Origin of the sequence: Pseudomonas sp. RIT409 (assembly GCF_003052515.2) — a bacterium.
Lineage (GTDB): Bacteria > Pseudomonadota > Gammaproteobacteria > Pseudomonadales > Pseudomonadaceae > Aquipseudomonas.
In genome coordinates, this window is record NZ_QARE02000006.1 from 189,889 (window position 1) to 203,433 (window position 13,545).

A 13,545-nucleotide genomic window follows, 5' to 3' on the forward strand; every position below is an offset into this window, starting at 1 on the left:
ACGGCCTGTCATTGGAATGAGGAGAGGGCCGCGACGCTTTGTAGGAGCGCGCTTGCCCGCGAAGGCGGTGTGTCAGGCGACGCATCCGTGAATGACACACCGCCTTCGCGGGCAAGCGCGCTCCTACAGGGCGTGCTCCTTCTCATTCCAGCAAAAGAAAGACTTGGAACTGAAATGAAACCGCAAAACGCAAATGCTCTGAAACGCGGGCTCAGCGCCCGCCACATTCGCTTCATGGCGCTGGGCTCGGCCATTGGGACCGGCCTGTTCTATGGCTCGGCCTCGGCAATCAAACTGGCCGGCCCCGCCGTATTGCTGGTCTACCTCATCGCGGGCGCCGCGGTTTACATGGTCATGCGCGCACTGGGCGAAATGGCTGTGCGTAATCCCGTGGCGGGCTCGTTCGGCGAATACGCCACACAGTACCTCGGACCGCTGGCAGGCTTCGTCCTGGGCTGGACCTACGCCTTCGAAATGATCATCGTCTGCCTGGCCGACGTGACCGCATTCGGGATCTACATGGGTTTCTGGTTTCCCGACGTGCCGCGCTGGATCTGGGTGCTCGGCATCGTGTTCGTGATCGGGGCGCTCAACCTGTGCAGCGTCAAAGTGTTCGGCGAGACCGAGTTCTGGCTGTCCCTGCTCAAGGTCGGCGCCATTATTGCGATGATCCTGGCAGGCTTCGGCATCCTGCTCTTTGGCATCGGTTCGTCCTCCGGCGACAGCGTCAGCCACGTCAGCAACCTGTGGACCCAAGGCGGCTTCATGCCCAACGGCGTCAGCGGCTTAGTCGCGGCGCTGGCCGTGGTCATGTTCGCCTTCGGTGGTATCGAAATCATCGGCGTCGCGGCTGGCGAGGCGCGCAATCCCGAGCAGGTCATCCCCCGGGCCATCAATGCAGTACCGCTGCGTATCCTGCTGTTTTATGTGCTGACATTGTTCGTCCTGATGGCCCTGTACCCTTGGCAAGAGATCGGCAGCCAAGGCAGCCCATTCGTCCAGATTTTCGACAAGCTGGGGATTTCCTCGGCCGCGATCATTCTCAACATCGTGGTGATTTCCGCGGCCGTGTCCGCGATCAACAGTGACATTTTCGGCGCCGGCCGCATGATGTATGGCCTGGCGGTACAGGGCCAGGCGCCGAAAGGATTCGCACAGTTGTCCGGCTCGGGCGTGCCATGGATGACGGTGCTGGTCATGGGCGCCGCGCTGCTGTGTGGCGTGGTCCTCAACTACCTGATCCCGGAAAACGTTTTCCTGTTGATCGCCTCGATCGCCACCTTCGCCACGGTCTGGGTATGGCTAATGATCCTCGTGACCCAGATCGCCATGCGTCGCTCAATGACACAGGGCGAGGTCGCACAACTGAAATTTCCGGTGCCGTTCTGGCCGTTGGGCCCAATGGCGGCCACTGCGTTCATGGTGCTGGTCTTCGTGGTGTTGGGTTACTTCCCTGATACCCAGGCAGCCCTGGCAGTGGGGGCTGTCTGGATCGTGTTGTTGGTGGTTGCGTACCGGGTCTGGGTCGCCCCGAACCGTAATCGGCCATTGTCGGATCAGGCGCGGGGCAAGCCGCCGGCCTGACCCTTCACCCATTCCCGTCGGCGTGAGCCCGCTCGAAGCCGGTGCACGCCTGCTGGGCTCGAACCGCATCGATTTCTGGAGGCATTGATGAAAACGCTCTGGCATAACTGTCACGCAGCAACCATGGCAAACGGTACATACTCGATCATCGAGGATGCCGCCATTGTGACCGACGGAGCGCTCATCGCCTGGCTCGGGCCGCGCAGTGAGCTGCCTGACCAGGGTGACATCGCCCAGGTCGATTTGAACGGAGCGTGGGTGACGCCCGGCTTGATCGACTGCCACACCCACACCGTCTTCGGCGGCAACCGCAGCGGGGAATTCGAACAGCGCCTACAGGGCGTGAGCTACGCCGACATCGCAGCGGCCGGTGGCGGCATCGCCAGCACCGTTCGAGCCACGCGCGCGGCAAGCGAAGAAGCGTTGTATGCCAGCGCGGAGCGCCGCATGCTGCACTTGCTCAAGGACGGGGTCACCACGCTGGAAATCAAGTCCGGCTATGGCCTGGATCTGGCGAGTGAAGCGAAGATGTTGCGCGTTGCGCGTCAACTGGGCCGGAATCTGCCGGTGACCGTACGCACCACCTGCCTGGCGGCCCACGCCTTGCCGCCCGAGTACAAGGACCGTGCCGACGACTATATCGCCCACGTCTGCAGCAACATGCTGCCCGAGCTGGCGAAGGATGGCCTGGTGGATGCCGTCGACGCGTTCTGTGAATACCTGGCGTTCTCGCCCGCCCAAGTCGAGCAGGTGTTCATCACCGCAGGTCAGCTGGGCCTGCCGGTGAAACTGCACGCCGAGCAACTGTCGTCGCTGCATGGCTCCAGCCTGGCAGCACGGTATCAGGCGCTGTCTGCCGACCATCTGGAATTCATGACCGAGGAAGACGCCATCGCCATGGCCGCCTCGGGCACTGTCGCGGTGCTGCTGCCCGGTGCGTTCTATTTCCTCCGGGAAACCCAGTTGCCCCCCATGGAGGCGCTGCGTAAACACGGCGTGAAAATCGCCATCGCCACCGACCTCAATCCGGGCACCTCCCCCGGCCTGTCGTTGCGCCTGATGCTGAACATGGCTTGCACCCTGTTCCGCATGACACCCGAAGAAGCCCTCGCGGGCGCGACCCTTCATGCCGCTCAGGCGCTGGGGATGGCCGATACCCATGGTTCGCTGGAGGTGGGCAAGGTCGCCGATTTCGTGGCATGGCACATCGAGCGACCTGCGGACCTGGCGTACTGGCTGGGTGGAAACCTCGATAAACGCGTCGTGCGCCACGGCGTGGAAAGTCATTTCTAATTACTGAATCGGGAGAACATCGTGGACAAGGTTCTGAGTTTCACTCGTGGTCGCATACCGCTGCTGATCAGCATGCCCCATCCAGGTCTGAATCTGACGCCTGTGGTACGCGAAGGCTTGGTGGATGAGGCCGTGAGCCTGCCAGACACTGACTGGCATATCCCGCGCTTGTACGATTTCACTCACGATCTGGGCGCCAGCGTGCTGGCAGCGGAGTATTCGCGATTCGTCATCGACCTCAATCGCCCTTCCGACGACAAACCGCTGTACGCCGGAGCGACCACCGGGTTGTACCCTTCGACGCTGTTCGAAGGCGACCCGCTGTTCCAGGAAGGCCGGGTGCCGAGCAAAGAAGAGCGCGCGACTTATCTGGAGAAAATCTGGACGCCATACCACGACACCCTGCGCAAAGAGCTCGAGCGCCTGCGTGACGAATTCGGCTACGCGTTGCTGTTCGATGCCCACTCGATTCGCGGCCACATCCCGCACCTGTTCGACGGCCGCCTGCCGGACTTCAACCTCGGCACCTTCAACGGCGCGAGCTGCGATCCGGAGCTGGAAAAGCGGCTTGAAGCGGTGTGTGCAAGCGCCAAGCGCTACAGCCATGTGCTGAATGGGCGCTTCAAAGGCGGCCACATCACCCGTCATTACGGCAATCCGGCAGAGCACATCCACGCGGTGCAGCTTGAGTTGGCGCAAAGCACCTATATGGAGGAGTTCGTGCCGTTCCACTACCGCGCGGATCTTGCTGACCCGACGCGGGTGGTGCTGAAGTCGTTGCTGGAAAGCATGATCGCCTGGGGGCGGGAGAAGTACGGAAAATAATGCCCTTCCGGTGATCGCTCCCACGCTCCGAGTGGGAATGCAGTGCGTGACGCTCCGCGTTACCGGACGGGGAGCGTCCTGCGGCAGGCGGCCCACGCGGCGCGTGGGCACGGTCACGCTGACGTTGCTATCTCCTCAACAAACGTAACCCGTTGAACACCACCAACAGGCTCACCCCCATATCTGCGAACACCGCCATCCACATGGTCGCCATTCCGGCGAACGTCACGGCCAGGAAAATTGCCTTGATCACCAGTGCCAGGGCGATGTTCTGTCTGAGTACCGCAGCCGTATCGCGAGACAGGCGGATGAACGCCGGAATCTTGCGCAAGTCGTCATCCATCAATGCCACGTCGGCGCTTTCGATGGCCGTGTCCGTGCCGGCAGCGGCCATGGCAAAGCCGATCTCTGCACGAGCCAGTGCCGGCGCATCGTTGATGCCGTCGCCGACCATCCCGACCCGATGCCCCTGCGCATAAAGCCCTTCAATTGCTTTGAGCTTGTCCTCCGGCAGCAGATTGCCCTTTGCCTGGTCAATTCCTACCTGCGCGGCGATGGCCGTGGCGGTATGCGGGTTATCGCCCGTGAGCATCACGGTCTTCACGCCCAGGCCATGTAATTGCGCGATGGCTTCCCGGCTGCTGTCCTTCACCGTGTCGGCGACCGCAAACAAAGCCAGGGGTCCTGTCTCGTCAAACAACAGCACCACCGTTTTGCCCTGGGACTCCAGCGCTTCCAGGCGCGCCTCGAGTACTGGCGAGCACAGACCTGCGTCGTGCACCAGCCGGTGGTTGCCCAGATGGTAGAAATGGCCTTCAACTTCGCCTTTGACCCCCAACCCACTCAACGCCTCGAAGGCTTCCACGGCCAGGTGCCCGTGCTGGCCGAATGCCGTGGCGATGGCTTGGGAGACAGGGTGATCGGAACGTCCGGCCAGGCTCGCAGAGATCACTCGCGCACGCTCGCCAAAGGCCTCATCGAGCAGCACGTAATCGGTCTGCACCGGTTTGCCATGGGTAATGGTGCCGGTCTTGTCCAGCGCCAGGTAGTCGAGTTTGTGCCCCATCTCCAGATAGACGCCGCCCTTGATCAGGATGCCCTTGCGCGCCGCAGCGGCCAGACCGCTGACAATGCTGACCGGTGTTGAAATGACCAAGGCGCAAGGGCATGCCACCACCAAAAGTACCAGCGCGCGATAAACCCAGTCGAACCAAGCCGCCCCCATCAGCAGCGGCGGAACGAGCGCCACGGCCAGCGCCAGGACGAACACCGCCGGCGTGTAGACCTTGGAGAAACTGTCGACGAAACGTTGGGTCGGTGCACGGGCGCCTTGCGCCGCCTCGACGGCATGAATGATCCGCGCCAGCGTCGAAGCATTCGCCGCCGCCGTGACCCTGTACTCCAGCGAGCCGGCCTGGTTGATCGTGCCCGCGAAGACTTTATCGCCCACGCTCTTCTCGACCGGCAGGCTTTCGCCCGTGATGGGCGCCTGATCGATGCTGGAATGCCCGGCGACCACTTCACCGTCCAAGCCAATGCGCTCGCCGGGCTTGACCCGGACTACGCTACCCACCGCGATATGCTTGACGTCGATCTCTGCCCACTGACCGTCCTGCTGCACGGTTGCCGTGTCAGGCGTCAATTGCATCAACCCGCCGATAGCATTTCGCGCGCGGTCGAGGGACTTGGCCTCGATCAGCTCAGCGACGGTGAAAAGAAACATCACCATGGCCGCTTCCGGCCATTGCCCGATCAACACCGCCCCCGTCACCGCAATGCTCATCAGCGCATTGATGTTCAGGTTGAAATTCTTGAGTGCGATCCAGCCTTTCTTGTAGGTGGTCAGGCCGCCGCTGAAGATCGCCACCAAGGCGATCAACGCCACGACCCACGTCGGCGCGGCCTCGGTGAAATGAATCACCTCAGCCGCAATGGCTGCGACGCCGGACAATGCCAGCGGCCACCACGGCTTGCTCGGCGCAGGCAGCGTTTCGGCCTCCTCGGTTGCGCCTTCATCGATCACCTCGGCCTGCATCCCCAACGAACCGATGGCATCACGGATCGGCTGCACGGACGGCAACTCATGCCATACGCCCAGCACACGGTTGATGAGGTTGAACTCAAGCTTCTGGATGCCTTTGAGCTTGCCCAGCTTGTTCTGGATCAGCGTCTGTTCGGTAGGGCAATCCATCGCTTCAATGCGGAAACTGCTGAAGCGCGCGTCATTCATCGAACCGCTGGCAAGGTTGACCACTGCCGGGGCGGCGTCGTGGGAGCAACAGGCATGTGCGGCATGATCGTGCTTGCCGACAGGCGTCAATGTCATGGGGGCCGAGTGATCGTGGCCCGGATTGGCATGCCCTTTGTGGTCATGACCCTTGTGATCGTGATGCGAATGTTTGTGGACAGAGTCACTCATGGGTTGAGTCTCTTGATGTGCGTGTTGCCAAGTACACACCCTGTAGCCACTATAGGGTCAAGCCTCAAAACGGGATGAGTGACATGAGCGCCTCTTTCAAGATCGGCGAACTGGCCAGACTGACCGACTGTCCGGTGGAGACCATCCGCTATTACGAGCGTGAGGGACTGCTGGCCGAACCCGCGCGCAGCGACGGCAACTATCGGCTCTACACTCAAGAGCATGTCGAGCGTCTGACCTTCATTCGCAACTGCCGCAGCCTCGACATGACGCTGGACGAAATCCGCAGCCTGCTGGCTTTGCGCGACAGCCCGCAAGACCAATGTCAGAGCGTCAATGCGCTGATGGACGAACACATCCAGCACGTCAGCGCCCGCATCGCCAGTCTCCAGGCGTTACAGGAACAACTCGTGGCGTTGCGAACGCGCTGTAGCGAAGGCGCCTTGGACCATTGCGCGATATTGGAGCGCCTGGAGACCAGCGGCAGCGTGGTCACCCCCGACGTCGAACATTCCCATGTAGGCCGTAGCCACGGCCATTGATGGGTCGATCCTGCCTGAATCAATCACGCCCCCCCGACTCGGACCTGTAGAAGCGCGCATGCCCGCGAAGGGTTGTGTCAGGTGGCATATTTGCCAACAGACATCCCCTACCGCGGGCAAGCGCGCTCCTACAAATTAGGCGTTAAGCGGCGTGAATACGTTCCACGGCTTCGGTCACACCTGCGCCGTACTCCGGGTCAGCCAGTGTGCAGTGCTTGATGTGCAGCGCGATGATGGGCGCCGACACGCCGCGTAAGGCACGGGCAGTATTATCAAACAGCGACTGCTTTTCTTTCGGCGTCATCTTGCGGAACAGATTGCCCGGCTGCGAGAAGTAATCGTCATCCACCCGATGGTTCCAGTGCCCCGCCGCACCTTCGATGGACAAAGGTGGCTCACGGAAATCCGGTTGTTCCTGGAACGCGCCCTTGGTGTTCGGCTCGTAGGAGGTCATGCCGCCACGGTTGCCATCGATGCGCATCAGGCCATCGCGGTGGTAGCTGTTCACGTGCAATGCAGCCTTGGGCGAGTTGACCGGAATCTGGTGGTGGTTGACGCTCAAGCGGTAGCGCTGGGCATCGCCGTACGAGAACAGGCGACCTTGCAGCATCTTGTCTGGTGAGAAACTGATGCCAGGCACGACGTTGGAAGGCGCGAAAGCTGCTTGTTCGACATCGGCGAAGTTGTTCTCCGGGTTGCGGTTGAGCTCGAAATAGCCCACTTCGATCAACGGGTAATCGCCTTTCGGCCAGACTTTGGTCAGGTCGAACGGGTTGATGTGGTAGGTGCCCGCTTCCTTCTCCGGCATGATCTGCACGAACAATTTCCAGCGCGGGAAGTTGCCCTGCTCAATGTTGTCGTACAGGTCTCGGTGGTGCGATTCGCGGTCGTTACCCACCAAGGCGGCGGCTTCGGCGTCGGTCAGGTTGGCGATACCCTGCTGCGAGACGAAGTGAAACTTGACCCAGAAACGCTCGTGCCGGGCGTTGAGGAAGCTGTAAGTGTGGCTGCCAAAACCGTGCATTTCGCGGTAGCTGCGAGGTATGCCCCGCTCGCTCATGACCACGGTGACTTGGTGAAACGCCTCGGGCAATTGAGTCCAGAAGTCCCAGTTGTTTTCGGCGCTGCGCATGCCAGTACGCGGGTCGCGTTTGACCGCGTGGTTCAGGTCAGGAAATTTCAATGGATCACGCAGGAAAAACACCGGCGTGTTATTCCCGACCAGGTCCCAGTTGCCTTCCTCGGTGTAGAACTTCAAGGCAAAACCACGAATGTCGCGCTCGGCGTCCGCTGCGCCGCGTTCACCGGCTACGGTGGAGAAACGGGCGAACATCTCGGTCTGCTTGCCAACCTGCGAGAAGATCTTTGCGCGGGTGTAGCGGGTGATGTCGTGGGTTACGGTGAAGGTGCCGAACGCGCCTGAACCTTTGGCATGCATGCGACGCTCCGGAATCACTTCACGGTCAAAGTGCGCCAGCTTCTCGAGGAACCACACATCTTGCAGCAGGGCCGGGCCGTGTGGGCCGGCGGTCTGGATGTTCTGGTTATCGACTACAGGAGCGCCGAAGGCGGTCGTCAATTTGTTGCTCATGCGCGTTCTCTCCGATGGGGTCACTGACGCGGGCGACCTCGTAGGAAGCCGGCCTGAATGTCTTGGATGGGGAGAACGATAAGGAAAACCGGAGGCGGACGCTCATTGTGATGCCGCACTGGGTGGATAGAGAGATTTAATTGATTAGCTGATCTTCGATAGCCAGCACAAATTCTTAAAGACACTCGAACCTGTAGGCCTTCGCCAACTGTCTCTCACTCCTCCGAGGATCGTTCCCACGCTCCCGCGTGGGAATGCCGTTTGCGATGCTCTGCATTGCACTGACGCGGAGCCTCAGAGGCTGCGTACCCACGCAGAGCGTGGGTACGATCAAACACTGCAGCTTGTGGGAGTGAGGCGGCGGCCTTAGATCTGGCTGCGATGGTACCCATGCGGCACGCCGCCTTTGGACAATACCCATTGCCATAATTGAATGTCCCGTGCTCGGAACGCGCCCGCGCACGACAACAGGTAGTAACGCCACATGCGATAAAAGCGCTGACCCAATTTTGATTCAAACTCAGGCCAGGCCTTCATGAAGTTGTCATGCCAGGCCATGAGCGTCTTGTCATAGTCCGAACCAAAGTTGTGCAAGTCTTCCACTACGAATAAACCGTCCATGGCGTCCCCCATCTGACCTATTGAAGGAAGATCACCGTTGGGGAATATATATTTATCAATCCACGGGTCAGGATAAGAGTTGCGTTGATTCTTCCCGATGGTATGCAACAGAAACAATCCACCCGGTTTCAAACAGCGGTGGGCTAACTCCATGTATTCTCGATGATTTTTACGCCCGACATGTTCGAACATGCCCACACTGGCAATGGCATCGAACTGTTCATCGATTTCACGATAATCCTGAAAACGAAACTCGAGCGGCAATCCCTTGTAACGCTCCTTGGCCCAAGCGATTTGCTCCTTGGAAATGCTCACACCCACGGCTTCGACACCGTAATGCTCGGCGGCATAACTCATGAAACTGCCCCAGCCGCACCCGATGTCCAGCACGCGCATACCCGGTTTGAGTTGCAGCTTGCGGCAGATCAGGTCCAGCTTGGCGGCCTGAGCCTCTTCCAGGGTCGTCGCATTTTCCCAATACCCGCAGGTATAGGTCATGCGCGAATCGAGCATTTTCGAATAGAAGTCGTTCCCCAGGTCGTAGTGCACTTCGCCCACGGTCTTGGAGCGCTTGATGTTCTGCCGGTTCATGAACTTCGCCATGAGCGCGTAGAACACCAGACGCACCGGCTTCACTTCTTCGGTCATGCCGGTTTTCAGCAAACGGTGAAAAAACTCGTCCAGTTGGTCGCTGTCCCACAGCCCGTCCATATACGCTTCGCCCAGTCCAAGGTTGCCCTGCGCGAATGCTCGCTCGATGACGCCCGGCCCGTTGAAGCGAATGTCGGAGGGTGCGGATCCATTCATCTGGATACCGGCGGCGTTGAGGAGACGAGAGGCCGTGCGATAAAGCCCGGAGGTGTGATCTGAATAAGTGTCAGTGCTGAAGTTCGTCGTGGTCATGGAGGGGGCTTTCCAAACGCATGTCAGGCTAAAGACTTTTTTGGTAGACCCGGACTATAGAACAAACAATCGCCACAGTTAAACTCAATAAATGCGATCGGCAGATTGAAAATATCTATCAAATCAATTTTGTTTACCGTGCTGCAAAACAGTTATTACACAGCTGCAACAATCCAATGTTCAGTCGAGTAATTAACAACCTGCAAGAAGGTTTTAACCAGTTAGAACATAGAAGGTTTGTGCGGTTTTGTCGGCAGACCCCCTGGAGGGTCGAAGGCAGGTCTGATTACACCGCGGCGTGGTGAGCCTGCCCTGTCGAAAGCGGCAGACTCCTGGCGAGGTCCGTGGCGCTCAGACCGCCACCGGCGCCTTGATGTTGGGATCGGCGTCGTAACCCACGATTTCGAAATCCTCGAAACGGTAGTCGTAGATGCTGTCCGGGCGACGCTTGATGTTCAACCGAGGCAGCGGCTTGGGCGTGCGAGTCAGTTGCAGCGCGATCTGCTCTTCATGGTTGGCGTACGCATGAGTGTCGCCCAGGCTGACGATGATCTCGTGGGGGATCAGATCGCACTGCTGCGCCAACATATGGGTCAGCAGTGCCAACGCAGCGATGTTATACGGCAGGCCCAGGAATACATCGGAACTGCGGATATACAGTTGCATCGACAGCTTGCCGTCGGCGACGAACGCCTGGTAGAGCAGATGGCAGACCGCAAGCGCCTGGCGCCCCGCTTTCACGTTTTCCTGAGGCGAGAGTTTCTCGTCCGGCAGGTACTCAGTGTTCCAGCCGTGGAACAGAATCCGCCGACTATTGGGGTTGTTCTTCAGGCAATCGACCATGTAGTCGATCTGGTTGATCTTGCCGCCATCCTTGGTTGGCCAGCCAGTCCACTGCGCACCGTAGACCGGGCCGAGGTCGCCCTCTTCGGTGGCCCACTCATCCCAGATGGTGACGCCGTTTTCGTTCAGCCACCGGGTGTTGGTGTTGCCGCTGAGCATCCAGATCAACTCGTTGGCGATGCTTTTAAAATGCAGTTTCTTGGTGGTCAGTAGCGGAAAGCCGTCAGCCAGGTTGTGGCGGATCTGACGGCCGAACACCGCTGTGGTGCCTGTGCCGGTACGGTCGCCTTTGCGTGTGCCGTTGGCAATGACGTCCTGCAACAGGTCAAGGTATTGCTTCATGCCCAAAGGCCCTCTTTATCGATGAACCGCCAGATGCGCTCACCTGGCGGTTCAGAATCATGCAGCTGCGTTATTGGCAGCGGGTGCGCGGTGGTACGCCAGCCAGAGCAGTACCAGACCGCCGATGATCATTGGCAGGCTGAGGATCTGGCCCATGGTGACCCAGCCCCACGCCAGGTAACCCAACTGAGCGTCCGGCACGCGAACGAATTCCACGACGAAGCGGAAAATGCCGTAGAACAGCGCGAACATGCCGGAAACCGCCATGGTCGGGCGTGGCTTGCGCGAGAAGAAGTAAAGAATGACGAACAGTGCCACACCTTCCAGCGCGAACTGATAAAGCTGCGACGGGTGGCGAGGCAGCTGCGCGGGGTCGCTGTAGGGCGGGAAGACCATCGCCCACGGCAGATCGGTCGGCTTGCCCCACAGTTCACCATTGATGAAGTTACCGATACGTCCAGCGCCCAGCCCGATCGGGACCATCGGGGCGATGAAGTCCATCAATTGGAAGAACGACTTGCCATTGCGACGGCCGAACCAGTAAGTGGCGATCATCACGCCAATGAAGCCCCCGTGGAACGCCATGCCGCCCTTCCACACTTCGAAGATCAGCAGCGGATTGGCGATGTAATTGGGCAGGTCGTAAAAGAGCACGTAACCCAGTCGCCCACCGACGATTACGCCCATGGCGACCCAGAAAATCATGTCGGAGAGTTTCTCTTTGGTCCAGGTCGGGTCGAATTTGTCGAGACGACGTGAAGCCAGAAACCAGGCACTGCCGATACCGACCAGATACATCAGGCCGTACCAGTGAATTTGCAGCGGACCGATGGCCACGGCTACCGGGTCAATCTGCGGGTAAGGCAGCATTGCAACTCCTTAAATGGGCGCTCCGAGAGCGACGAATCAAATCAGAAAACTGGTACCGACCACCACCAGCAGCAGTGCGAACAGTCGTTTCAGCACCCTGGGCGACAGTTTATGCGCCAGTTTCGCACCAAAACGGGCGAAGAACATGCTGGTGAATGCAATACCGATCAGCGCGGGCAAGTACACGAAACCCAGACTATGCGGGGGCAGCAGGGGATCGTGCCACCCCAGAATCATGAAACCTATGGCGCTGGCGACAGCGATGGGAAAGCCGCATGCCGACGAGGTCGCCACGGCTTGCTGCATGGTCAGGCTGCGCCAGGTGAGAAACGGCACCGTGAGCGAACCCCCTCCGATGCCAAAAATCGCCGAGGCCCAGCCGATGACCACGCCTGCCCCGACAAGGCCAGGTTTGCCGGGCACGCCGCGGCTGGCCTTGGGTCTCAAATCCAGCGCCATCTGGATGGCAACCAGGATCGCGAACACACCGATGATCTTCTGCAGGTGCGGCCCGGCAATGTAGCTGGCCGTCAGCGAGCCGAGCCCCGCACCGATGAGGATGCCGACTGTCATCCAGCCGAACACAGGCCAGCGCACAGCGCCCATCCGGTGGTGGGCGCGCACGGACTGAATCGACGTGAACACGATGGTTGCCAATGACGTACCCACGGCAAGGTGCGTCAACACCGAGCTGTCGAACCCTTGCAGCGTAAAGCTGAACACCAGCACCGGCACGATGATGATGCCCCCGCCCACGCCAAACAGCCCGGCCAGCACACCGGCGCATGCGCCCAGCGCCAGGTAGAGCAGAAATTCCATGGGGGTCTCCGAAAATCAGTGCGGCAGTTTACCGGAGCGTGCGGCCTGTCTCTAGGTGCGCGCGATGGATGTGCAGCGGATCTGTGCGTACAGTGGCGGAAAAAAGGAGACCTGCATGTGCCTGATCGTCTTCGCATGGCGCCCTGACCACCCGCAACCTTTCATCCTCGCTGCCAACCGCGACGAGTTCTATGCCCGCCCGACGCGCCCGCTCGCGCAGTGGGAAGATGCCCCGCACATCTACGCGGGCCGGGATCTGGAAGCTGGCGGCACCTGGCTGGGCGTCTCCACGGACGGCCGCTTCGCGGCCCTGACCAACATCCGCGACCCTGGCCAGCCCTTGGGGCGTCGCTCGCGCGGGGAGCTGGTTGCTCATTTTCTGCAGGGCACGCTGTCTGTCGATGATTACCTGCGCGAAGTCGCGGGACGCGCGGCAGAATACAGCGGGTTCAATTTGCTGGTCGGTGATCGGCATTCGCTGCACTTTCTCAACGCTGTCGACGCCGCGCCTTGTCAACTCGCCCCGGGGGTTTATGGCGTGTCCAACGCCGGCCTCGATACGCCATGGCCCAAGCTGCTCAAGGCCAAAGCGGCGCTGTCCGCACACCTGAACGACCCCGAGCCTGAGGCCCTGTTCGACTTGCTCGCAGACGACACGGCAGCGGCAGACACGGAGCTACCCAACACGGGCGTAGGGTTTGCTACAGAAAAACTGCTGTCCAGCGTGTTCATCGCCAGCCCCAACTACGGAACCCGCGCGAGCACGGTGTTGATTGTCAGTGCAGACGGGAGCCGGAGGCTGATTGAGCGCAGCTTCGGGCCACATGGTGGGAGATTGGGTGAGGTAAGCCTGCACATCTGAATGCACCGCCCCTGTGCATGATCGTTGCATG

General features: G+C 60.2%; 11 protein-coding genes. 5 read left to right on the top strand and 6 right to left on the bottom strand.

The features are described from left to right. Positions 1–174 precede the first annotated feature (174 nt). The 3 genes from DBP26_RS10250 to hutG all read left to right on the top strand — a co-directional run bounded on the left by DBP26_RS10250 (position 175) and on the right by hutG (position 3,702). Complete coding sequence (locus DBP26_RS10250) at positions 175–1,584, top strand: amino acid permease (RefSeq protein ID WP_108237465.1); 1,410 nt, start codon at positions 175–177, stop codon at positions 1,582–1,584. An 87-nt stretch (positions 1,585–1,671) separates the two neighbouring features. Then, on the top strand, positions 1,672–2,877 hold the full coding sequence (gene hutI, locus DBP26_RS10255; protein WP_108237466.1) for an imidazolonepropionase: 1,206 nt from the start codon (positions 1,672–1,674) through the stop codon (positions 2,875–2,877). A 21-nt stretch (positions 2,878–2,898) separates the two neighbouring features. Further along, positions 2,899–3,702 (top strand): N-formylglutamate deformylase, encoded by an 804-nt coding sequence (hutG, locus tag DBP26_RS10260; RefSeq protein WP_108237467.1) that lies wholly within the window; start codon positions 2,899–2,901, stop codon positions 3,700–3,702. Between the two features lie 127 nt (positions 3,703–3,829). On the opposite strand, the gene DBP26_RS10265 is transcribed toward hutG, so the two are convergent. Next, on the bottom strand, positions 3,830–6,121 hold the full coding sequence (locus tag DBP26_RS10265) for a heavy metal translocating P-type ATPase (protein WP_108237468.1): 2,292 nt from the start codon (positions 6,119–6,121) through the stop codon (positions 3,830–3,832). 83 nt (positions 6,122–6,204) lie between these two features. Here DBP26_RS10265 and cadR point away from each other — a divergent pair, with 83 nt between their 5' ends. After that, positions 6,205–6,663 (top strand): Cd(II)/Pb(II)-responsive transcriptional regulator, encoded by a 459-nt coding sequence (cadR, locus tag DBP26_RS10270; protein ID WP_108237469.1) that lies wholly within the window; start codon positions 6,205–6,207, stop codon positions 6,661–6,663. Positions 6,664–6,805: 142 nt separating this feature from the next. Here cadR and DBP26_RS10275 read toward each other — a convergent pair whose 3' ends face one another. From DBP26_RS10275 to DBP26_RS10295, 5 genes are all read right to left on the bottom strand, one after another. After that, positions 6,806–8,254, bottom strand: coding sequence for a catalase (locus tag DBP26_RS10275; protein ID WP_108237470.1), 1,449 nt, complete (start codon positions 8,252–8,254; stop codon positions 6,806–6,808). Between the two features lie 366 nt (positions 8,255–8,620). After that, positions 8,621–9,778 (bottom strand): cyclopropane fatty acyl phospholipid synthase, encoded by a 1,158-nt coding sequence (gene cfa, locus DBP26_RS10280; protein WP_108237471.1) that lies wholly within the window; start codon positions 9,776–9,778, stop codon positions 8,621–8,623. A 351-nt stretch (positions 9,779–10,129) separates the two neighbouring features. Then, positions 10,130–10,963 carry a thymidylate synthase gene (locus DBP26_RS10285; RefSeq protein ID WP_108237472.1) on the bottom strand — a complete coding sequence of 278 codons (834 nt, stop codon included), beginning with the start codon at positions 10,961–10,963 and terminating at the stop codon, positions 10,130–10,132. A gap of 57 nt (positions 10,964–11,020) precedes the next feature. Further along, a complete protein-coding gene (gene lgt / locus DBP26_RS10290; RefSeq protein WP_108237473.1) occupies positions 11,021–11,833 on the bottom strand; it encodes a prolipoprotein diacylglyceryl transferase in 813 nt (270 codons plus the stop codon). Between the two features lie 36 nt (positions 11,834–11,869). Further along, complete coding sequence (locus tag DBP26_RS10295; RefSeq protein ID WP_108237474.1) at positions 11,870–12,652, bottom strand: sulfite exporter TauE/SafE family protein; 783 nt, start codon at positions 12,650–12,652, stop codon at positions 11,870–11,872. 115 nt (positions 12,653–12,767) lie between these two features. Between DBP26_RS10295 and DBP26_RS10300 the strand changes: the two genes are divergently transcribed. Continuing rightward, positions 12,768–13,514 carry an NRDE family protein gene (locus DBP26_RS10300; protein ID WP_108237475.1) on the top strand — a complete coding sequence of 249 codons (747 nt, stop codon included), beginning with the start codon at positions 12,768–12,770 and terminating at the stop codon, positions 13,512–13,514. The last annotated feature ends 31 nt before the right edge of the window (positions 13,515–13,545 follow it).

Bases quoted from the DNA above. Each gene is read 5' to 3' on its own strand.
- DBP26_RS10250 (WP_108237465.1), top strand. From the start codon at position 175: ATGAAACCGCAAAACGCAAATGCTCTGAAACGCGGGCTCAGCGCCCGC.
- hutI (WP_108237466.1), top strand. From the start codon at position 1,672: ATGAAAACGCTCTGGCATAACTGTCACGCAGCAACCATGGCAAACGGT.
- DBP26_RS10265 (WP_108237468.1), bottom strand. From the start codon at position 6,121: ATGAGTGACTCTGTCCACAAACATTCGCATCACGATCACAAGGGTCAT.
- cadR (WP_108237469.1), top strand. From the start codon at position 6,205: ATGAGCGCCTCTTTCAAGATCGGCGAACTGGCCAGACTGACCGACTGT.
- DBP26_RS10275 (WP_108237470.1), bottom strand. From the start codon at position 8,254: ATGAGCAACAAATTGACGACCGCCTTCGGCGCTCCTGTAGTCGATAAC.
- cfa (WP_108237471.1), bottom strand. From the start codon at position 9,778: ATGACCACGACGAACTTCAGCACTGACACTTATTCAGATCACACCTCC.
- DBP26_RS10285 (WP_108237472.1), bottom strand. From the start codon at position 10,963: ATGAAGCAATACCTTGACCTGTTGCAGGACGTCATTGCCAACGGCACA.
- lgt (WP_108237473.1), bottom strand. From the start codon at position 11,833: ATGCTGCCTTACCCGCAGATTGACCCGGTAGCCGTGGCCATCGGTCCG.
- DBP26_RS10295 (WP_108237474.1), bottom strand. From the start codon at position 12,652: ATGGAATTTCTGCTCTACCTGGCGCTGGGCGCATGCGCCGGTGTGCTG.
- DBP26_RS10300 (WP_108237475.1), top strand. From the start codon at position 12,768: ATGTGCCTGATCGTCTTCGCATGGCGCCCTGACCACCCGCAACCTTTC.